This is a genomic window from Escherichia sp. E4930, from assembly GCF_005845405.1.
Lineage (GTDB): Bacteria > Pseudomonadota > Gammaproteobacteria > Enterobacterales > Enterobacteriaceae > Escherichia.
Genome location: NZ_VCDZ01000009.1, coordinates 208,026 through 228,797, shown reverse-complemented (window position 1 = coordinate 228,797; position 20,772 = coordinate 208,026). Strand labels below are relative to the sequence as shown.

The following is a 20,772-nucleotide window of genomic DNA, read 5'->3' as shown; positions in this document are numbered from 1 at the left end:
ATGCGATCCGCCTCATAACTTGCGTTAACTCGGAATCATGCCGGAATGGCGCGTCTTGTGAGACGCGTCGCAAATTGGCGGTTACATTACATTTGTCCAGCTTTTGGCAGATTTGTCACATGGCAGGTCGTTGCCATGCGCTCTTATCCTGTAAACAGAAAACCGTACCGGGAGAGAGGCAATGGCCCTGATTGTGGAATTTATTTGTGAGCTGCCTAACGGCGTACATGCGCGTCCGGCAAGCCACGTTGAAACGCTGTGTAATACTTTTTCATCTCAAATTGAGTGGCATAACCTGCGTACTGACCGTAAAGGCAATGCCAAAAGCGCCCTGGCGCTGATTGGCACCGATACACTGGTGGGCGATAACTGCCAGTTACTGATTTCCGGGGCTGACGAACAAGCAGCACACCAGCGCTTGAGCCAGTGGTTACGTGATGAATTCCCCCACTGCGACGCGCCGCTGGCAGAAGTTAAATCTGACGAGCTGGAGCCGCTGCCGGTTTCACTCACTAATTTGAATCCGCGCATTATTCGCGCCCGCACCGTATGTAGCGGTAGCGCAGGCGGCATTCTGACGCCGATCTCTTCTTTAGATCTCAACGCGCTGGGTAATCTTCCCGCTGCCAAAGACGTCGACGCCGAGCAATCCGCACTGGAAAACGGCCTGACGCTGGTGATGAAAAACATTGAGTTTCGTCTGCTGGATAGCGACGGTGCCACCAGCGCGATTCTGGAAGCGCACCGATCACTGGCTGGCGATACTTCCCTGCGCGAACATTTACTGGCAGGCGTCAGTGCCGGATTAAGCTGCGCCGAAGCGATTGTCGCCAGTGCGAATCACTTTTGCGAAGAGTTCGCCCGTTCCAGCAGTAGCTACCTGCAAGAACGTGCGCTGGACGTACGCGACGTCTGCTTCCAGTTACTCCAGCAAATCTACGGTGAACAACGCTTCCCGGCACCGGGCAAGCTGACGCAGTCATCTATTTGTATGGCGGATGAGCTGACCCCCAGTCAGTTTCTCGAACTGGATAAAAATCACCTCAAAGGTTTGTTACTGAAAAGCGGCGGCACTACGTCACATACGGTAATTCTTGCTCGTTCGTTCAACATTCCGACGCTGGTTGGTGTGGATATCGATGCCCTTACCCCGCGGCAGCAACAAACGATTTATATCGACGGCAACGCCGGGGCAATTGTGGTTGAGCCTGGGGAAGCCGTAGCCCGTTATTATCAGCAAGAAGCCCGCGTACAGGACGCTCTGCGTGAGCAACAGCGTGTCTGGCTGACCCAGCAAGCGCGTACCGCTGACGGTATCCGTATCGAAGTCGCGGCGAACATCGCCCACTCCGTGGAAGCGCAGGCCGCATTTGGCAATGGCGCGGAAGGCGTTGGTTTGTTCCGTACTGAAATGCTCTATATGGATCGCACCAGCGCACCGGGCGAAAGCGAGCTGTACAACATTTTTTGTCAGGCGCTGGAGTCCGCCAACGGACGCAGTATTATTGTGCGCACTATGGACATTGGCGGTGACAAACCCGTTGATTATCTAAACATTCCGGCAGAAGCTAACCCGTTCCTCGGTTATCGCGCGGTGCGTATTTATGAAGAATACGCCCCGCTGTTCACCACACAACTACGCTCGATCCTGCGCGCCTCTGCTCACGGCAGCCTGAAAATCATGATCCCGATGATCTCCTCAATGGAAGAGATCTTATGGGTAAAAGAAAAACTGGCGGAAGCCAAACAGCAACTGCGTAACGAACACATTCCGTTTGATGAGAAGATCCAGCTCGGCATTATGCTGGAAGTGCCGTCGGTGATGTTCATCATCGATCAATGCTGCGAAGAGATTGATTTCTTTAGTATCGGCAGTAATGACCTGACGCAATATCTGCTGGCGGTGGATCGCGATAACGCTAAGGTTACTCGTCACTACAACAGCCTGAATCCGGCATTCTTGCGGGCGCTCGATTACGCCGTGCAGGCGGTGCATCGCCAGGGAAAATGGATTGGTCTGTGCGGTGAACTGGGGGCGAAAGGTTCCGTGCTGCCGTTGCTGATTGGTTTAGGGCTGGATGAGCTGAGCATGAGCGCACCGTCAATTCCGGCGGCGAAAGCGCGGATGGCGCAACTTGATAGCCGTGAGTGTCGCCAGTTGCTCAACCAGGCAATGGCCTGCCGGACTTCGCTGGAAGTGGAACATCTGCTGGCGCAATTCCGTATGACCCAACAGGACGCACCGCTGGTCACCGCCGAGTGCATCACGCTGGAAAGCGACTGGCGCAGCAAAGAAGAAGTACTCAAAGGCATGACCGATAACCTGCTGCTGGCTGGCCGCTGCCGCTATCCGCGTAAACTAGAAGCCGACTTGTGGGCGCGCGAGGCCGTTTTCTCTACCGGTCTGGGCTTTAGTTTTGCCATTCCACACAGCAAATCAGAACACATTGAGCAATCCACCATCAGCGTGGCGCGTCTGCAAGCGCCGGTGCGCTGGGGCGATGATGAAGCGCAATTCATCATTATGTTAACCCTGAACAAACACGCTGCGGGCGATCAGCACATGCGCATTTTCTCGCGCCTCGCTCGTCGCATCATGCACGAAGAATTCCGTAACGCGCTGGTTAACGCCGCCTCTGCCGACGCTATCGCCAGCCTGCTGCAACATGAACTGGAACTGTAAAAGGAAACATCATGGAACTGTATCTGGACACCGCTAACGTCGCAGAAGTCGAACGTCTGGCACGCATATTCCCGATTGCCGGGGTAACAACTAACCCGAGCATTATCGCTGCCAGCAAGGAGTCCATCTGGGAAGTGCTGCCGCGTCTGCAAAAAGCGATTGGTGATGAAGGCATTCTGTTTGCTCAGACCATGAGCCGCGACGCGCAGGGGATGGTGGAAGAAGCGAAGCGCCTGCGCGATGCCATTCCGGGCATTGTGGTGAAAATCCCGGTGACTTCCGAAGGTCTGGCCGCCATTAAGATGCTGAAAAAAGAGGGTATTACTACACTTGGCACCGCTGTATATAGCGCCGCACAAGGGTTACTGGCCGCACTGGCAGGGGCAAAATACGTTGCTCCGTATGTTAACCGCGTAGACGCCCAGGGCGGAGACGGCATTCGTACCGTACAGGAGCTGCAAGCGTTACTGGAAATGCACGCGCCAGAAAGCATGGTGCTGGCTGCCAGCTTTAAAACGCCGCGTCAGGCGCTGGATTGTTTGTTGGCAGGATGTGAATCCATCACACTGCCCTTAGATGTAGCGCAACAAATGCTCAACACCCCTGCGGTAGAGTCAGCTATAGAGAAGTTCGAACACGACTGGAATGCCGCATTTGGCACTACTCATCTCTAAAGGAGCAATTATGGACCGCATTATTCAATCACCGGGTAAATACATCCAGGGCGCTGATGTCATTAATCGCCTGGGCGAATACCTGAAGCCGCTGGCAGAACGTTGGTTGGTTGTTGGCGATAAATTTGTATTAGGTTTTGCTCAGGCAACCGTCGAGCAAAGCTTTAAAGATGCCGGGCTGGTAGTAGAAATTGCGCCGTTTGGCGGTGAATGTTCGCAAAATGAGATCGACCGTCTGCGTGGCATCGCGGAGACTGCGCAGTGTGGCGCAATTCTCGGTATCGGTGGCGGAAAAACCCTCGATACTGCCAAAGCGCTGGCACATTTCATGGGTGTTCCGGTAGCGATCGCACCGACTATCGCCTCTACCGACGCACCGTGCAGCGCATTGTCTGTTATCTACACCGATGATGGTGAGTTTGACCGCTATCTGCTGCTGCCAAATAACCCGAATATGGTCATTGTCGATACTAAAATCGTCGCGGGCGCACCTGCGCGTCTGTTAGCAGCGGGTATCGGTGATGCGCTGGCGACCTGGTTTGAAGCGCGTGCCTGCTCTCGTAGCGGCGCAACCACGATGGCGGGCGGTAAGTGTACTCAGGCGGCGCTGGCGCTGGCTGAACTGTGCTACAACACCCTGCTGGAAGAAAGCGAAAAAGCGATGCTTGCCGCCGAACAGCATGTAGTGACTCCGGCGCTGGAGCGCGTGATTGAAGCGAACACCTATTTGAGCGGCGTTGGTTTTGAAAGCGGTGGTCTGGCGGCGGCTCATGCGGTGCATAACGGCCTGACCGCTATCCCGGATGCGCATCACTATTATCACGGTGAAAAAGTGGCATTCGGTACGCTGACGCAGCTGGTTCTGGAAAACGCGCCGGTTGAGGAAATCGAAACCGTAGCTGCACTTAGCCATGCGGTAGGTTTGCCAATAACTCTCGCTCAACTGGATATTAAAGAAGATGTCCCGGCGAAAATGCGAATTGTGGCAGAAGCGGCATGTGCAGAAGGTGAAACCATTCACAACATGCCTGGCGGCGCGACGCCAGATCAGGTTTACGCCGCACTGCTGGTAGCCGACCAGTACGGTCAGCGTTTCCTGCAAGAGTGGGAATAACCTACTCCAAACTCCCGGCTTGTCCGGGAGTTTGAACGCAAAATTGCCTGATGCGCTACGCTTATCAGGCCTACGTAATCTCTACAATATATTGAATTTGCGTGCTTTTGTAGGCCGAATAAGGCGTTCACGCCGCATCCGGCACTCTGTGCCAGTAAACTAAAACTCCCACGTTGATTGGGAGTTTTTTTATCCGCTTCTGGACATTTTCTCCACAGAACAATCGTTAGCCCGGAAGGTCGAATCTGTGACTCTTATTTTCACGGATGAAACAGATGAAAGCTTCACTGGCGCTGGTCAGCCTGCTAACGGCATTTACCTGCCACTCCTTAAAATCTCCCGCCGTTCCACCAACCGTGGTACAAATCCAGGCCAACACCAACCTTGCCATCGCAGACGGTGCCAGACAGCAAATTGGCAGCACGCTATTTTACGATCCGGCGTATGTGCAGCTTACCTATCCTGGCGGTGATGTCCCGCAAGAACGCGGCGTATGTTCCGATGTGGTGATCCGCGCCTTGCGCAGCCAGAAGGTCGATTTGCAGAAACTGGTGCACGAAGATATGGCGAAGAATTTTGCCGAGTACCCACAAAAATGGAAGTTAAAGCGCCCGGACAGCAACATCGATCACCGTCGGGTGCCTAATCTGGAAACCTGGTTTACCCGCCACGATAAAACACGCCCCACCAGCAAAAACGCCGGTGACTATCAAGCGGGTGATATTGTCTCCTGGCAACTGGACAACGGGCTGGCACATATTGGGGTGGTGTCAGATGGCTTCGCCCGCGACGGTACGCCGCTGGTGATACATAACATTGGCGCAGGCGCGCAGGAAGAAGATGTACTGTTTAGCTGGCGGATGGTGGGGCATTATCGGTATTTTGTTAAATAAGCGATCGCCCCATATGAAGAAAAAATTCAGATCCTTTTTACACTGACGGCTTCTTTTTTCTTACGGCTCACCAGCGCCAGTGCCAGTACAATCAGCACAATACCGCTACCTTCAACCGCACCAGGATTTTCACCGAGCAGCCACCAGGAAAAGAGTACGCCGCAAACGGGAACCGCCAGAGTACTTAAGCTGGCAATACTGGCAGGCAAGTTTTTCAATACAAACAACCATAAGCTCCACGCCAGCGCCGTCGCCAGAATCGCACTGTAGGCCAGCGCCCAGAACACGGTGGGCTGCCAGTCAATTTCACGTTGCGGCACCAGTAAAGCGACCACACTCATCACCAGCGCCGCATACAGCATCTGCCAGGATGTTAACGACAATAAATCCACGCGCGGATGACGGGCATACAGACGTTTAGCAACAATCGCGCTCGCCCCCCAACTAACACCGGAGAGGATTGCCAACATGGCACTTTTCATCGAAGAGAAATCGAGTTGCCACGGCTGCAACACCAAAAATAAGCCGAAAGCGGCAATCAGAATCGCGAAATATTGCCCGCGTCGCAGGCGTTCACCGAGAAACAACGCGGCGAAAATCACCACCCAGAACGGCATGGTATAGCTCAGGATCGCCACCTTCCCCGCTCCGCCGCTGACCAGCGCCCACTGTGCCAGGCCAACCATCCCGCAGGTTTGTAACAGGGCAATGGCTAAGGTGTATTTAAACGGCGTCGGGCGCATTCCGCGACCACGTAACAAAAGAACGATGAATAAAACGAGAGCGCCGAAAATGCAGCGTAAGGCGGTGAAGTCGAAGGCACCGATGTAGCTGGTGACTTGCTTCATGAAAATCCAGCTATAACTCCAGATAAGTGTGAGCGCAACCAGGCCACTGATTGCCAGTGGGTTGCTCTTTCCTGCGGCAGACATGAGAGATCCAGTGTGTAGTTTTCCTGTGGACACTATACGCCGGTAAAGAAACTTCAGCGACTGCCTGAAAGGCAGTCGCTGAAGAAGGTCAGATTACAGCAGGTCGAAACGGTCGAGGTTCATCACTTTCACCCATGCTGCCACGAAGTCTTTTACAAATTTCTCGTGGGCATCGCTGCTGGCGTAAACTTCTGCCAGTGCACGCAGAACGGAGTTAGAACCAAATACCAGGTCCGCACGGCTGGCGGTGTATTTCACTTCACCCGTTTCACGATCACGGCCTTCGAACAGTTCTTTCGATTCGTCGGTCGCTTTCCACTCGTAACGCATATCCAGCAAGTTCACGAAGAAGTCATTGCTCAATACGCCCACACGGTCAGTGAAGACGCCGTTTTTGCTGCCATCGAAGTTGGCACCCAGTACACGCATCCCGCCCACTAGCGCGGTCATTTCCGGCGCGGTCAGCGTCAGTTGCTGTGCTTTATCAATCAGCAGTGATTCAGTGGTAGCCTCGCCCGACGCAGCGCGATAGTTACGGAAACCATCAGCAACAGGTTTGAGCAGCTCGAACATCTCGATATCCGTCTGATCCTGACGTGCATCTACGCGACCTGGTGTGAACGGAACACTGATGCTGATACCCGCAGCACTCGCCGCTTTTTCGACACCAACAACACCGGCGAGAACAATAATGTCAGCGAGTGAAGCCGTGTGTGAGGATTTATAGATCCCCTCCAGCACCGGCAATGCGCGTGCTGCTGCGGCATTAACCTCCCAGTCGCGCTGCGGAGCTAATGCCAGACGCGCACCGTTGGCACCGCCACGTTTATCCCCACCGCGGAAGGTGGAGGCAGAAGCCCAGGCAACAGAAACCAGCTCGCTCACAGAGAGACCAGACTCAGCAATCGCCGTCTTCAGGTTAAGGATATCTTCCTCGCTCGGGTTGAAGAACGCATGTGGCAGCGGATCTTGCCAGATCAGATCTTCTTTCGGCACTTCCGGTCCGATGTAACGAGATTTCGGCCCCATATCCCTGTGCGTCAGTTTGAACCACGCACGGGCAAAGGCTTCGTTGAACGCTTGCGGATCGTCAAGGAAGCGACGTGAAATCTTCTCAAACTCTGGATCAAAACGCAGCGTCAGGTCAGTGACCAGCATCGTCGGCTTACGTTTCTTCGACGGATCGAACGGATCCGGGATAATTTCCGGTGCATCTACGGCTTCAAACTGGATGGCGCCTGCCGGGCTACGAGTCTGTACCCACTCATACTTGAACAGGTTTTCGAAGAAATAGTTGCTCCACTGGGTCGGCGTCTGGGTCCAGACCACTTCCAGACCTGACGTAATGGCATCGGCACCGACACCGGAACCAAAATCACTTTTCCAGCCTAAGCCCTGGTTTTCGATCGGGGCCGCTTCAGGATCAGGACCTACGTGCGTTGCCGGGCCTGCGCCGTGAGTTTTACCTAACGTATGACCACCCGCGATCAGCGCAACGGTTTCTTCGTCGTTCATCCCCATATTGCCAAATGTCGCGCGAATAGCTGCAGCCGCAGAAAGCGGTTCGCCGCTGGCATTTGGTCCTTCCGGGTTAACGTAAATCAGCCCCATTTCGGTTGCTGCTAATGGGCGTTTTGCCAGTTCTTCCGGGTTACGGTGGGCAAGCCAGGTTTTTTCATCACCCCAGTTTACGTCGAGATCCGGTTCCCAGACGTCTTCACGACCGGCACCAAAACCGAAGGTACGGAAACCGGAGTTTTCCAGCGCCACGTTACCCGCGAGGATAAACAGGTCGGCCCAGGAGATTTTCTGACCATATTTTTGTTTGATTGGCCACAACAGACGACGCGCTTTATCCAGGCTGACGTTATCCGGCCAGGAGTTGAGCGGTGCAAAACGTTGCTGACCACGACCCGCGCCGCCGCGACCATCGATTGAACGGTAAGTCCCCGCGCCGTGCCAGGCCATACGAATAAACAGGCCAGCGTAGCTGCCCCAGTCTGCTGGCCACCACGGTTGAGACTCTGTCAGCAGATCTTTCAGATCTTTTTTCAGGCCGTAGTAATCTAGCTTGCTAAATTCTTTGCGGTAGTCGAAGTCCTCACCCAGTGGGTTAGAACGGTTAGAATGTTGGTTTAACAGGTCAACACGGAGTTGTTTTGGCCACCAGTCATGAGTGGTTGTTCCCGCACCGGCGCTCTGGTCATGACCGCCATGATGGAACGGGCATTTTCCGGCTGCTGTTGTGTTATGGATATCGTCTGACGTGCTCATCAATATACTCCCTCTACAGTGTTACCCTTACGATACACAGCGTTAGAGAGAAGTTATAATTGAATTAATCCACGGATGCGATAGTTGGGATCTTACATATCATTAGTTAAAGAGATGTAGATCAAATTGATCTTAAATAAGCCTTTTTGATTATGTCCGATTCCGGACAAATACCTTATAAAAAAGGATTTTATCCCTGTTTTCTCTCTGTTCTTTTAAGGAATGAAGGAGAAAAAGCGAGTCAATAGTTTTACTTGTCTGCCCCCTCGCTTCGAGGAGGCATTTTGTGCTTTGTTTTAATTTTGTGATCACCGTGTGATTTTTACAGAAACCAAAGCACTTATAAACCAGGTCGAACACCCAGCGTATGGCAAATCGCGTAACTCATTTCAGCGCGGTTAAGCGTATAGAAGTGGAAATCTTTCACCCCTTCACGGCTTAAAATCTTCACCATATCCATCGCAATATTCGCGCCCACCAGCTTGCGGGTTTCGGCGTCGTCATCCAGACCATCAAACATTTGCGCCATCCACGCCGGAATGCGTACGTTGGTCATGTCAGCAAATTTCTTCGCCTGTTTAAAGTTAGAGACGGGCAAAATGCCAGGAATAATTTCCACATCGATACCCGCCGAAACGCAGCGATCACGAAAACGCAGGTAGCTTTCGACATCAAAGAAGAATTGGGTAATCGCGCGATTGGCGCCGGCGTCCACTTTGCGTTTCAGGTTAAGCAAATCCGCCTGGGCGCTTTTCGCTTCCGGATGCACTTCCGGATACGCCGCCACGGAGATATCGAAATCCGCGACGTCTTTTAACAGCGTCACCAGGTCAGAGGCATACATTTCCGGCTTACCGCTTCCCGGCGGCAGGTCGCCACGCAGCGCCACGATATGGCGAATACCGTTATTCCAGTAGTCGCGGGCGATGGTCCGCAGCTCGGCAGGCGTCGCATCAATGCAGGTAAGATGCGGCGCAGCTTCCAGACCAGTACGGTCTTTAATGCCTTTAATAATACTGTGCGTGCGGTCGCGCTCGCCGGAGTTTGCGCCATAGGTCACTGAAACAAATTTCGGTTTCAGGCTACTAAGACGATCGATGGAGTTCCACAGGGTCTGCTCCATTTCACTGGTACGCGGCGGGAAAAATTCGAACGAAACATTAATCTGCCCCTGGACTTCGGCCAGGCTCTGATTCAGGGCATCCCGCTGGCTGGCGTGAAAAAAGCTCATACCTTACCTCATCAATCGCTTGTCGTTATATGTTGTGTTGTGAACATCTATCCATTTAGACGTCCAGATGTAAAGATGAAGGAAAAGCCGAGGGGCGTCAACCGAAAAATGCCCCATGATGGTGAGGAATAATCAGTGAAGATGAATTTTCTTCATTTGAATGTGGGAGTAAATGGGTTCTCTCGCATTATCGCGCGCGAAGTAATGAATAAACGGATAAGCCATCGGCTTCAAATTTATTTAAATAAGAGTTAATTAATATGCTCGTCAGTGTTAGCTGAACACTTATTTAAATAAAACAAATAGATACCATAATTTGCATTCAATACTGCATGTTTATTATTTGAACTACTTCAAACTATTAACAATTTCTCCAAAATTATGTTGCAGAGCAATTATGCATCCCCCACGATAAGTAGAACGTTCTACTAGAACGTTCTACTTATACAAAAAAAGACTAATTCGCGCAGATTTATGCGCTATTCGGGGGAAATCAGCATGAATCTGATGTCGAGTTTCGTGAAGTCACTTTCTAAATTGTCGATGATTGGTCGCGCCCTAATGCTGCCAATTTCGCTTCTGCCTGCCGCTGGGTTGTTACTGGCGTTCGGCGATAAATTCCATTTGCCTTTGATGATGAATGCAGGCGGCATTATTTTTGATAACTTGCCGATGCTTTTTGCTATCGGTTCCGCCGTAGGGCTGGCTTCTGAATCAGGAATTGCGGCGTTATCCGCAGCCGTTTCCGTTTTTGTCACCAATATCACCATCAGCACCGTACTTAGCATCACGCCAGAAATGGCCGGGCAAGGCGGCAAATACGCGATGGTGGTGGGGATCCCCACACTGCAAATGGGCGTTTTTGGCGGCCTGATATGCGGGATTCTGGCAGCGTGGTGTTACAACCGTTTTCATACCATGCAATTGCCAGAATTCCTTGGTTTTTTCTCCGGAAAACGCTTTGTCGCTATCGCGACGGCTTTTCTTTCCTTCATCCTTGGCTTGTTACTGCCCTATGTCTGGCAACATATTCAGTCGGGAATCGATGCACTATCAGTTATCGTCAATGGTGATAACCAGGCGGCATCGACCTTTATTTTTGGTGTAACTGAACGGGCGCTCATTCCGCTTGGCCTGCACCACATCTGGTATCCGTCGTTTTGGTATTCTTTTGGGGATTACACTACCCATGCCGGGCAAATGATTCACGGCGATCAGACGATTTGGTTCAAGATGTTGGAAGAAGGGGTGAAATCATTTAGCAGCGACAGTTATCATGACGCCGGTAAATTTATGCAAGGCGAATTCCCCCTGATGCTGTTTGCCCTGCCTGCGGCGTGCCTGGCGATGTACCATGAAGCGCACACAAAGAATAAGAAAATTGCCGCCGGTATTCTGTTCTCTGCCGCATTAACCTGTTTTCTGACCGGCATTACAGAACCCGTTGAATTTACATTTATCTTTGTCGCCCCTGTGCTGTATGTCTTCAATGCCATCATGGCGGGCCTTTCCTATATGGCGATGTATCTGCTGCATGCACATATTGCCAAATCCTTCTCGGCAGGGCTTATCGATTATATTTCGTTTGGCATCCTGCCATCCTTTAACGGCTACAAAACCAACTTCCTGAGCGCCATTATCGTCGGCGTGCCAATGGCGGTGATCTACTACTTCACCTTCCGCTTTGTTATTCGTCGTTTTGATGTGAAAACGCCTGGTCGTACTGAAACTACGGTTAGCGCTAATGATAAAACCGATGACGAGCTGGCAACAGAAATCATCACGCTACTTGGCGGTCAGCAAAACATTAAATCGGTAGGCTCCTGCATCACGCGTTTACGTCTGGAAGTCTCTGATAAAGAAGCGGTGGATCAGGATGGTCTGAATAATATTGGCGCCCGTGGCGTGGTTTTTGTCGGCAATAACGGCATTCAGGTCATTTTTGGCGCGCGAGCGCAATTTATCGCGCAAACCATGTCGACGATGATCGGTAAATAGCCTTAAGATTACTCAATGTCAGAGGTTCTGGTCCCTGACCAGAACCTTCTTGCTATTTAAAGAATCAACGTTGTTCAGGGAGTGAGTTTGAAGAAAGTCAGCATAATTGATGTTGCCAAAAGAGCCGGAGTTTCCGTCTCTACTGTGTCGCTAGTGTTGCGCCAGAAAGGGAAAATCTCGGAGGCGACCATCGGGAAAGTTCATGCTGCTATTGACGAACTGGGCTACGTGCATAATGTTGCCGCCGCCAATTTACGTTCCCACACTTCAAATCTTATCGGACTGATTTTACGTGATTTTAGCGATAGCTTTTCCATCAAAGTGATGGCTAGCATTGTTCAGGAACTGGAAGCCAGGGGCTATATGGTATTCCTCGGGCAACCACAGAACGAACATGAACATCTTGAACGTTGTTTACTTTCCTTCAAGCAACAAGGTGTTGCCGGAGTGATTTATCTGGCTTCCGATGCGCATCGTGAAACCCTCCCCACACTAATCCGCCAGTGTTCGCTTCCCCTTGTTGTCGCGTCACAAACGCCTATCAAAGATGAGTGCAACCTGGTGTTGCGTGACAACCAGCAGGCAGCAAGTCTTGCCACACGTTATTTAATTGAGCGCGGCCATCGTTACATTGCCTATCTCGGTGGCAGAGAAAGTGATCTTATCCGTCAGCAGCGACTGGTTGGTTTTCGCCAGACCCTGGCAAAATTTGGCATTGCTGGTCGTGACGAGTTCACGCCAGCCTGTGACGGTGACACCTGGGCTGCCAGCATGGCAACGCGCCAGCTGCTGGAAAATAACAACGCCATTACCGCCCTGCTCTGCCATTCGCCCGACGCTATGATTGGCGGCATCAACGGCATACATCAGGTGGGGCGCACCGTCGGGAAAGACGTCTTTCTGACCCAGCAGGTAGCGCTAATTGGTTTTGAAGATATGCTGCATATCAACCTGACCTCTCCTGTTTTCACCTATGTATCTTCCGCCAGTGAAGAAACCGGACGCCAGGCAGCGACCCTGATGATTCGCAAATTAAAAGACCCGGATTTGCAAACCCAAAGAATTGCGCTTTCCGGGCAACTGGTGGTGCGGGAATCGGCGTAATACAAATGCCGAATGAGATATACGTCGATATCATCATCCGGCAATAAGGTGTAAACCAACTCAATGCGTATGTTTACTTGATATCTTTCACACGCATACCGTTGAGTTGTTCATCCGTGATGGTATTGCCCGCTTTGAAGTAATCAACCACGGCGTGATAAACGTAATAACCGCCCGTTGTGTTACGCGCTTTCCCTTCGGTAAAGGCGGTGAAACCATCTCCACCATCAGCAAGGAAACTTTGAGTAGCAATAGGGTAAACCGTCGCATCTTCAATCGGTTTGCCATTCAGAGTCAGTGAGATAACCCGCTGACCAACCGGCTTACTGCTGTCGTACTTCATTTCCAGGCCTTTCGATACCTGTAAAACGCCATTACTTAAACTTGCGCCGTGTTCCATCAAACTGCGTAATTGTTTACCCGTGAGATCCATCGTCACCAGTTCGTTGGGGAACGGGAAGGTACTGATGACGCCGCCCATCGTAATCGCCCCTGCGGGGATCTCATTGCGAATACCGCCAGAGTTGGTTAACGCCAATTGGGTGTTTTTACCCGCCGCTACCAGTAAAGCGTCAGCCGCCAGGTTCCCGAGGGATGCCGATTCACCATAGGCACGTTTTAATTCAACCGGCGATTGCGCCACCGTTTGTTGCACCACTTCATCAAGCTTTTTATTCCAGCCGTCAATCACCTGTTTCGTTTGTGGATCGGGCTTCCACTCGTCGGCGTAAATGGTTTTAAGCTCGAAGCTTTTCACCGTAAATTTATGCGGCTTCTCTTTGTAGTCCAGCACCAGTTTACCCACATCAATCCCGCCGCTGTCCGTCGAGAGGATCAGCGTATTGCCGACTTTAATCGGTTCCGGTGTACCCACATGCGCATGTCCGGTGATCAAAATATCCAGCCCTTTCACCTGACTTGCCGTCTGAATATCTTTATCCAACGCGCGACGCACATCCGTGCCTCCCATACTGGACTGGCGGGCCGGAACACCTTCGTGGATCAGGGCGACGGTCAAATCAACCTTGCCTTTGAGTTCATCGATATAACGTTGTAGCCATTTAATTTCATCGCGCGCCTCAATACCCACTCGCGTGGCAGCGGATACCGTGTCATTAAAGGCAAATACTCCGTGCAAACCTATAACGCCAATTTTCACGCCGTCTTTTTCGATGATGGTATAGGGCTTATCCCAGAATGATTTACTGCTGTTCTGATAAAAAATATTGCCCTGCACAATAGGGAATTTTGCCTGACTCAACTGTAATAATGTGTTGTCCCAGCCGTGGTCAAATTCATGGTTGCCTATTGTGGCGACATCAAATGGCATGGTATTCATAATATCGATAATAGCTTTGCCTTTGGTCAGGCTGCTGATATAGGGCCCGGTAAAATAGTCACCCGCATCAAAAAACCATGTCGCTTTATTTTTTGTTTTTTCTTGTTTAACCAGCGTTGTGATATTTGCCCAGCCGCCAATATCCCGTTTACCGTCAGCGATCCACGGCACTTTATAAGGTTCTACATGTGCATGGAGATCGTTGGTATAAATGATAGTGACATCTTTGGCGCAAGCCCAGAACGGCAGTGTTAATGCGATACCCGCAGCAAGTATTTTAATTTTCATAAATAGTCCCTTTCAGTGATTTAAAGGATTGCTACATTACGTTCTGAAAGAGTTATTTATGTGAGAGTAATCACATCCACAAGGGAGCGTTGCCGGACAAAATCAACGACCTTGTGAAATCGTTGGTGATATATGTCGACTCTGTTTACGATTAATGCCTGCAAGTCGTTTGGTTGCCGTAATTTAGGACGGTCAACATCGACAGATTACAGCTGGCCTGACTATCGACTGGGTTATGCAGCATTGCACTGCCGGGCATGTGGAAGCTACCCACCGTTGTTTGACGAACAACAATTTCGTGACTGGTTGTCAGTTCACTTATCTACGTGGGCCTCTGAAAAGGGCCATTTCTGCCCGGTATGTTATGGCACAGAGACGATTTGTTATGGTCACAATCCACGAGGTTCGCAACGCATTCAATGCCGTAACTGCAAAAAGGTCTGGACGCCCAAACAATATCAGAAAGAAATAACGCCTCCCGAAATAATCGAAACGGTTGCTCTTCTGGTGCCATTTCAGGGAGCCAGCGGCGGGCAGAAACTGTATGTTTTAATGAGTTTCGATGCTATTCACGGAAATATTCTTCATCTCTCTACTAATTACACTCAGCATCAAGCTGGAGAAAGTCTGCATTACCGATTTAAAGGAAAAGCAGAATCAGAGCTATACGATAGCAATATCGTACACCGCGTTGATATGCGCGAAGCACAATTTCTACGCCGCAGTCAGTTTGATGAAATTCAGTATGGCAGCGCAGCGCTCAAGCGCAATGCCAAAGGCGCTATTCTGCGTCCGGTTATCACTGCACACGGACATTTCAGAGTACTGAATATTTTATTCCCGACAGTTAAAACTCATGTTATTTCACACGAGTGTTTTTTAAGAGGCGCAATTATTACGGTCTGGGCTGATCTGTTTCGCCAACAGCAAGGTGAAATTTGGTTCATTGAAGAGGAAATAACTGACTGTACCAATAATATGCCCTGGCGTTTTCAGGGAACAACTTATCACGGCTGGTGGAAAAATCAGTGGCAACTCTGGGAGCAGGGAAAAAATCGTAAAATGGTATGTGCATTAACGGGCGGAAAGAGTAGCAAAGCTGAAATGCTCTCTTTGGCAACCAGCAGAGAATTTATCCACTGGCTACATAAACAAGCAGTATTTACTCACAGCACCCCGCTTTCCGCAGGGCGCGTTACGCAAATACTGCTTTCTCTGGCTCAGGATTACAACAACTGCGCCAGACGGTTGATATCCGACTGAATCGCCCCGGCGGTGACATCACGCCCTGCGCCTGGACCGCGGATCACCAGCGGATTATCGCGATACCAGCGGCTTTCGATGGCAAAGACGTTATCGCACGGCAGCAAAGAAGCCAGTGGATGATCTTCCCGCACCGCTTCCACGCCTACACGCGCTTTGCCGTTGGCATCGAAACGCGCTACGTAGCGCAGCACCAGCCCCATTTCACGGGCCGCTTCCAGCCGTTGCACCATCTGCTCGTTAAGTTCATCGCCATTTTCAAAGAAGTGGTCGATGCTGCCGCCTTCGCAATGGGCAGGCACCAGCGACTCCACGCGTACCTGATCCGGTTCAATGTTGTAACCTGCTTCACGCGCCAGAATCACCAGCTTGCGCATCACGTCTTTGCCAGAGAGATCGTCACGCGGGTCAGGTTCGGTTAAGCCCTGCTGCCAGGCCTGATCCACCAGCTCGGTAAATGGCACGCTACCGTCGAATTGCAGGAACAGCCAGGAGAGCGTGCCGGAGAAGATCCCGCTGATCGACAAAATGGTATCGCCGCTGTCGATCAGATCGCGCACGGTATGGTTGATCGGCAAGCCCGCACCAACGGTGGCGTTGTATAGCCAGTGACGCCCGGTTTTTTCGAAGGCGTCGTGGATCTGGCGATATTTGTTGCTGTCGCTTGCTCCCGCCAGTTTGTTGGCACTGATGACGTGGAAACCGTGGCTGGCGAAATCGAGATACTGATCAGCAAGCTGCTGGCTGGCGGTAACGTCCAGCACCACTAAATCATCATACGGATGGGCGCGCATCCACAGGAACAGCGACTCTTCATCCTGCTCGACGGCTTCGTCGTTGAAGAAGGCTAACGCGCGGCTGGCGTCCAGGCCTTCGTAGCTCAACAGGCTGCGGCGGCTGTCCACCACACCTGCCAGCACAAATTCAAAGCCGGTGCGTGCCGAGAGCGTACTCTGCTCACGGGCGAACAGTTCCAGCCAGCGGGAACCGATATTGCCCTTACCGAACAATACCAGGCCGATGCGTTTTTCTGCGCGGAAGACGGACTGATGCAGGCCCTGAATCAGGCTTTCGGTCGGTCCGGTGCGCAGTACTGCCACCAGGCTGATGCCGTCATCAGACTGCCAGGTAAATTCGACCGGCTGGCCTTTCAGCTGCTGCCAGAAACGGTGGCAATGCAGCGGGTTACGGGTGACGCCTGCCCCGACCATCGCCACCAGTGCCAGCCCCTGACGCAGGCGCAGTTCGCCGGGTAATCCCGCTTCGTCGAGGATTTTCAGCGCACTGTCAGCGACTTCTGAGGTGTAGCAAAATTGCAGCAACTGGCGATCGTTATGCACGCCAACCGCCAGTGGACGCACTTGCGCGCGTTTCAGGATTTGGTCGATCTCTTTATGCGCCAGTTTGAAATCCTGACTGGTAGGCACCTGAAACTCAATCAAACAGACATCATCGTGGCTGGTGACAATACGCGCGCCAGTACCGGAAGCCAGCACGCGTTCAATGCGTGTGGAGCCTTGGTCTGGCGTGTAACTACAGCGCAGCTGCAGGTCGATTTCGCTACCGGATACTGGCTGTAAAGTACGGGCGTGAAGAACGGGAGCCGCCAGACGCGCCAGTTCGCTGGCTTCATCCAGACGCAGCAATGGTAACAGGCAGGCATCTTTCACTTTACGCGGGTCGGCACTGTATACCCCGGCGACGTCGCTCCAGATGGTTACGCGAGAAACACCCGCCAGCGCACCGATTTGTGTCGCGGAATAGTCGGAACCGTTACGCCCCAGCAGCACCGTTTCACCGGCGTTGTTACGGCTGATAAACCCGGTCACCACCAGACGTTTACCCGGATGTTGTACCAGTAGCTGTTGCAGCAACGGGTAAGAAAGCCCTTCATCAACCTGCGGTTGCGCAGCGCGTTCAGCGCGTAAAAACTCGCGGGCATCAAGCCAGGCCGCTGACAGCCCTTGTTGATTAAGCACCGCAGACATCAGGCGCGCCGACCACACTTCACCGTGGCCCACCACTTCCGCATACACCGCATCGTTAATACCACTGTCGAGCAACGCCGCCAGGCGTTCCAGATCGCTGACAAAAGCGCTAATGAGGCTATCGGCTTCTTCAGCGGGTAGCAGACCGCTAATCAGATCGCACTGATAGCGACGCAGCGTTTGTTGAACCTGATGCGCAGAGAGACGATCGGTCTGGCTTAGTTTCAACCAGTTAATCAACTGGTTAGTGGTGCTACCGGCGGCGGAAACCACCATCATATCGTCAGGCTGAGAGTACTCCGCCATAATGCCCGCGACACGCAAATAACACTTCACATCAGCCAGACTACTGCCACCAAATTTATGCAGCTGACGACCTTTCGCCCCTGCCTGCGCAATCACACTCATTTTTACCCCTTGTTTGCAGCCCGGAAGCCATTTTCCAGGTCGGCAATTAAATCTTCGCCATCTTCAATACCGGTGGAGATACGCAGCAGCGTCTCGGAGATCCCGGCGGCAGCACGCGCTTCTGGCGCCATGCCTGCATGTGTCATGGTTGCGGCGTGAGAGATTAAACTTTCCACTCCCCCTAACGATTCCGCCAGCGTAAACAACGACAGCCCGCCCAGGAAACGACGCAGCGTCTGCTCATCGCCATCCAGTTCAAAACTCAACATTGCGCCAAAGCCTTTTTGCTGGCGCGCGGCAATTTCATGCCCCTGATTTTCCGGCAGCGACGGGTGATACAGTTTTTTCACCAATGGCTGGGTTTGCAGATATTTCACAATCACCTGCGCGTTGCGCTGGGCCAGCTCCATACGCGGCACCAGAGTACGCAAACCGCGCAGCAGCAGATAGCTGTCAAACGCGCCGCCCGTCACGCCAATATTGTTTGCCCACCAGGCAAGTTCAGTGACAACGTCCGGGTCTTTAGCAATCACCACGCCGGCCACCACGTCTGAGTGACCGTTCAGATATTTCGTACATGAATGCAACACCAGATCGGCACCCAATGCCAGCGGATTTTGCAATGCCGGGCTTAAGAAGGTGTTATCCACCACGCTCACCGCCCCGACTTCCCTTGCCAGATGGCAGATTTTCGCAATATCCACGACGCGTAACAATGGATTACTTGGGCTTTCTACCAGCACCAGTTTAGGTTTTTCTGCCAGTGCCGCCTGCAATGCCTGCTCATCGCCTTGATCAACAAACAACACGCGATAGCAACCGCGTTTCGCCAGGCTGTCGAACAGGCGATAGCTGCCGCCGTAGCAGTCGTGTGGCGCAACCAGCAGATCGCCGGGTTTCAAAAAGACGGTAGTCACCAGGTGGATCGCGGACATGCCGGTATTTGTAAGCACTGCACCAGCGCCGCCTTCCAGTTCTGCCAGCGCCCGCTGAACCACATCGCGCGTTGGGTTGCCGCGACGCGAGTAATCATGCGCGCGCGGCTCGTTAAATCCGGTAAAGTTATAGGTGCTGGAAAGATGGATCGGTGGGACAACGCAACCATACTGTTCGTCGTCATTTAACCCGCTACGCACTGCGATGGTGGCCTGTTTACGCGTCATGTGATGAAGTTTCCTGGGCTTTGTCGGTGAAATGTCAGCCACCAGAGTAAACATTGTGTTAATGGACGTCAATACATCTGGACATCTAAACTTCTTTGCGTATAGATTGAGCAATTCCCCAATAACCGTTAAAATTACATGCATTATCACGCCGACAGGTGCATTACACGATGTCACGGTAGCGCCTGTACGGTAAACTATGCGGGTTTATGGCCATTACCCACATTAATTGTGTGGTCTGGTTTCAATTTATTGACGAAGAGGATTAAGTATCTCATGGCTGAATGGAGCGGCGAATATATCAGCCCATACGCTGAGCACGGCAAGAAGAGTGAACAAGTCAAAAAGATTACGGTTTCCATTCCTCTTAAGGTGTTAAAAATCCTCACCGATGAACGCACGCGTCGTCAGGTGAACAACCTGCGTCACGCTACTAACAGCGAACTGCTGTGCGAAGCGTTTCTGCATGCCTTTACCGGGCAACCTCTGCCGGATGATGCCGACCTGCGTAAAGAGCGCAGCGACGAAATTCCGGAAGCGGCAAAAGAGATCATGCGTGAGATGGGGATTAACCCGGAAACGTGGGAATACTAATGCGGAAAAGAGCGGCGCGGAGTGGAATCGCCTGATGCGCTACGCTTATCAGGCCTACGTCATATTGCAATTTATTGAATTTGCACGAACTTGTAGGCCGGATAAGGCGTTCACGCCGCATCCGGCATAAACAACGAGCACGTTGTCTGCGACCCACCGCTTTTTATACATGGACGTTTAACTATGAAAAACAGGCTGCTGATCCTCAGCCTGCTGGTTTCTGTACCTGCCTTTGCCTGGCAGCCGCAAACCGGCGACATCATCTTTCAGATCTCTCGCTCATCGCAAAGTAAAGCGATCCAACTGGCAACTCATTCCGATTACAGCCACACCGGTATGCTGGTGATACGCAACAAAAAGCCCTACGTTTTTGAAGCGGTCGGCCCGGTGAAAGACACCCCGCTCAAACAATGGATAGCCCACGGTGAAGATGGCAAATACATTGTTCGCCGCGTTGAAGGCGGACTGAATACCGAACAACAGCAAAAACTGGTGCAAACGGCAAAACGTTATCTCGGCAAACCGTATGACTTTAGCTTCTCGTGGAGCGATGATCGTCAGTACTGTTCGGAAGTTGTATGGAAGGTTTATCAGAACGCGCTGGGAATGCGCATGGGTGAACAGCAAAAGCTGAAAGAGTTCGATCTCAGCAACCCGCTGGTCCAGGGAAAGCTTAAAGAACGCTACGGTAAAAATATCCCGCTTGAGGAAACGGTGGTTTCGCCACAAGCCCTTTTCGATGCGCCACAACTCACTACCGTCGCCAAAGAGTGGCCGCTGTTTTCGTGGTAATGGATTACTTGTCGTTCCCGCTGCAAACGTTAAT

15 protein-coding genes are annotated in these 20,772 nt (G+C 51.9%); 9 read left to right on the top strand and 6 right to left on the bottom strand.

The window, feature by feature from the left end; all coding sequences use genetic code 11:
• Positions 1 to 181: 181 nt before the first annotated feature.
• From ptsP to FFT88_RS13790, 4 genes are all read left to right on the top strand, one after another.
• The gene (gene ptsP / locus FFT88_RS13805; RefSeq protein WP_135403669.1) at positions 182 to 2,683 is read left to right on the top strand and encodes a phosphoenolpyruvate--protein phosphotransferase; all 2,502 of its coding nucleotides are present in this window, start codon (positions 182 to 184) and stop codon (positions 2,681 to 2,683) included.
• An 11-nt stretch (positions 2,684 to 2,694) separates the two neighbouring features.
• Entirely contained in the window at positions 2,695 to 3,357 is a 663-nt protein-coding gene (gene fsa, locus FFT88_RS13800) for a fructose-6-phosphate aldolase (protein WP_000424845.1), read from the top strand.
• Between the two features lie 10 nt (positions 3,358 to 3,367).
• A complete protein-coding gene (gene gldA, locus FFT88_RS13795) occupies positions 3,368 to 4,471 on the top strand; it encodes a bifunctional L-1,2-propanediol dehydrogenase/glycerol dehydrogenase (protein WP_130222336.1) in 1,104 nt (367 codons plus the stop codon).
• A 275-nt stretch (positions 4,472 to 4,746) separates the two neighbouring features.
• On the top strand, positions 4,747 to 5,364 hold the full coding sequence (locus FFT88_RS13790) for a DUF1287 domain-containing protein (protein ID WP_135403670.1): 618 nt from the start codon (positions 4,747 to 4,749) through the stop codon (positions 5,362 to 5,364).
• A gap of 26 nt (positions 5,365 to 5,390) precedes the next feature.
• Here the strand turns inward: FFT88_RS13790 and yijE are convergent, their stop codons facing one another.
• The 3 genes from yijE to metF form a co-directional block, all read right to left on the bottom strand.
• Positions 5,391 to 6,296 (bottom strand): cystine transporter YijE, encoded by a 906-nt coding sequence (yijE, locus tag FFT88_RS13785; protein WP_135403671.1) that lies wholly within the window; start codon positions 6,294 to 6,296, stop codon positions 5,391 to 5,393.
• Positions 6,297 to 6,389: 93 nt separating this feature from the next.
• On the bottom strand, positions 6,390 to 8,570 hold the full coding sequence (katG, locus tag FFT88_RS13780; RefSeq protein ID WP_135385227.1) for a catalase/peroxidase HPI: 2,181 nt from the start codon (positions 8,568 to 8,570) through the stop codon (positions 6,390 to 6,392).
• 340 nt (positions 8,571 to 8,910) lie between these two features.
• Entirely contained in the window at positions 8,911 to 9,801 is an 891-nt protein-coding gene (gene metF / locus FFT88_RS13775; protein WP_130258331.1) for a methylenetetrahydrofolate reductase, read from the bottom strand.
• Between the two features lie 498 nt (positions 9,802 to 10,299).
• On the opposite strand from metF, the gene FFT88_RS13770 reads away from it, so the two are divergent.
• The gene (locus FFT88_RS13770) at positions 10,300 to 11,799 is read left to right on the top strand and encodes a PTS transporter subunit EIIC (protein WP_135403672.1); all 1,500 of its coding nucleotides are present in this window, start codon (positions 10,300 to 10,302) and stop codon (positions 11,797 to 11,799) included.
• 87 nt (positions 11,800 to 11,886) lie between these two features.
• Entirely contained in the window at positions 11,887 to 12,903 is a 1,017-nt protein-coding gene (gene malI, locus FFT88_RS13765) for a Mal regulon transcriptional regulator MalI (RefSeq protein ID WP_130258333.1), read from the top strand.
• Between the two features lie 73 nt (positions 12,904 to 12,976).
• On the opposite strand, the gene FFT88_RS13760 is transcribed toward malI, so the two are convergent.
• Positions 12,977 to 14,530, bottom strand: a complete 1,554-nt coding sequence (locus FFT88_RS13760; RefSeq protein WP_135403673.1) for a bifunctional UDP-sugar hydrolase/5'-nucleotidase — start codon at positions 14,528 to 14,530, stop codon at positions 12,977 to 12,979.
• Between the two features lie 132 nt (positions 14,531 to 14,662).
• On the opposite strand from FFT88_RS13760, the gene FFT88_RS13755 reads away from it, so the two are divergent.
• The gene (locus FFT88_RS13755; protein WP_130215282.1) at positions 14,663 to 15,793 is read left to right on the top strand and encodes a cytoplasmic protein; all 1,131 of its coding nucleotides are present in this window, start codon (positions 14,663 to 14,665) and stop codon (positions 15,791 to 15,793) included.
• On the opposite strand, the gene metL is transcribed toward FFT88_RS13755, so the two are convergent.
• Entirely contained in the window at positions 15,757 to 18,189 is a 2,433-nt protein-coding gene (metL, locus tag FFT88_RS13750; RefSeq protein ID WP_135403674.1) for a bifunctional aspartate kinase/homoserine dehydrogenase II, read from the bottom strand. The genes FFT88_RS13755 and metL overlap by 37 nt on opposite strands.
• A gap of 2 nt (positions 18,190 to 18,191) precedes the next feature.
• A complete protein-coding gene (metB, locus tag FFT88_RS13745; protein WP_135403675.1) occupies positions 18,192 to 19,352 on the bottom strand; it encodes a cystathionine gamma-synthase in 1,161 nt (386 codons plus the stop codon).
• 276 nt (positions 19,353 to 19,628) lie between these two features.
• Here metB and metJ point away from each other — a divergent pair, with 276 nt between their 5' ends.
• On the top strand, positions 19,629 to 19,946 hold the full coding sequence (metJ, locus tag FFT88_RS13740; RefSeq protein ID WP_000852812.1) for a met regulon transcriptional regulator MetJ: 318 nt from the start codon (positions 19,629 to 19,631) through the stop codon (positions 19,944 to 19,946).
• A gap of 183 nt (positions 19,947 to 20,129) precedes the next feature.
• Entirely contained in the window at positions 20,130 to 20,738 is a 609-nt protein-coding gene (locus FFT88_RS13735; protein ID WP_135403676.1) for a YiiX family permuted papain-like enzyme, read from the top strand.
• Positions 20,739 to 20,772: the final 34 nt, after the last annotated feature.

What these genes read in the sequence shown, in the direction of transcription:
- ptsP (WP_135403669.1), top strand. Translation starts at nt 182, where the DNA reads ATGGCCCTGATTGTGGAATTTATTTGTGAGCTGCCTAACGGCGTACAT.
- fsa (WP_000424845.1), top strand. Translation starts at nt 2,695, where the DNA reads ATGGAACTGTATCTGGACACCGCTAACGTCGCAGAAGTCGAACGTCTG.
- gldA (WP_130222336.1), top strand. Translation starts at nt 3,368, where the DNA reads ATGGACCGCATTATTCAATCACCGGGTAAATACATCCAGGGCGCTGAT.
- FFT88_RS13790 (WP_135403670.1), top strand. Translation starts at nt 4,747, where the DNA reads ATGAAAGCTTCACTGGCGCTGGTCAGCCTGCTAACGGCATTTACCTGC.
- yijE (WP_135403671.1), bottom strand. Translation starts at nt 6,296, where the DNA reads ATGTCTGCCGCAGGAAAGAGCAACCCACTGGCAATCAGTGGCCTGGTT.
- katG (WP_135385227.1), bottom strand. Translation starts at nt 8,570, where the DNA reads ATGAGCACGTCAGACGATATCCATAACACAACAGCAGCCGGAAAATGC.
- metF (WP_130258331.1), bottom strand. Translation starts at nt 9,801, where the DNA reads ATGAGCTTTTTTCACGCCAGCCAGCGGGATGCCCTGAATCAGAGCCTG.
- FFT88_RS13770 (WP_135403672.1), top strand. Translation starts at nt 10,300, where the DNA reads ATGAATCTGATGTCGAGTTTCGTGAAGTCACTTTCTAAATTGTCGATG.
- FFT88_RS13760 (WP_135403673.1), bottom strand. Translation starts at nt 14,530, where the DNA reads ATGAAAATTAAAATACTTGCTGCGGGTATCGCATTAACACTGCCGTTC.
- FFT88_RS13755 (WP_130215282.1), top strand. Translation starts at nt 14,663, where the DNA reads ATGTCGACTCTGTTTACGATTAATGCCTGCAAGTCGTTTGGTTGCCGT.
- metL (WP_135403674.1), bottom strand. Translation starts at nt 18,189, where the DNA reads ATGAGTGTGATTGCGCAGGCAGGGGCGAAAGGTCGTCAGCTGCATAAA.
- metB (WP_135403675.1), bottom strand. Translation starts at nt 19,352, where the DNA reads ATGACGCGTAAACAGGCCACCATCGCAGTGCGTAGCGGGTTAAATGAC.
- metJ (WP_000852812.1), top strand. Translation starts at nt 19,629, where the DNA reads ATGGCTGAATGGAGCGGCGAATATATCAGCCCATACGCTGAGCACGGC.
- FFT88_RS13735 (WP_135403676.1), top strand. Translation starts at nt 20,130, where the DNA reads ATGAAAAACAGGCTGCTGATCCTCAGCCTGCTGGTTTCTGTACCTGCC.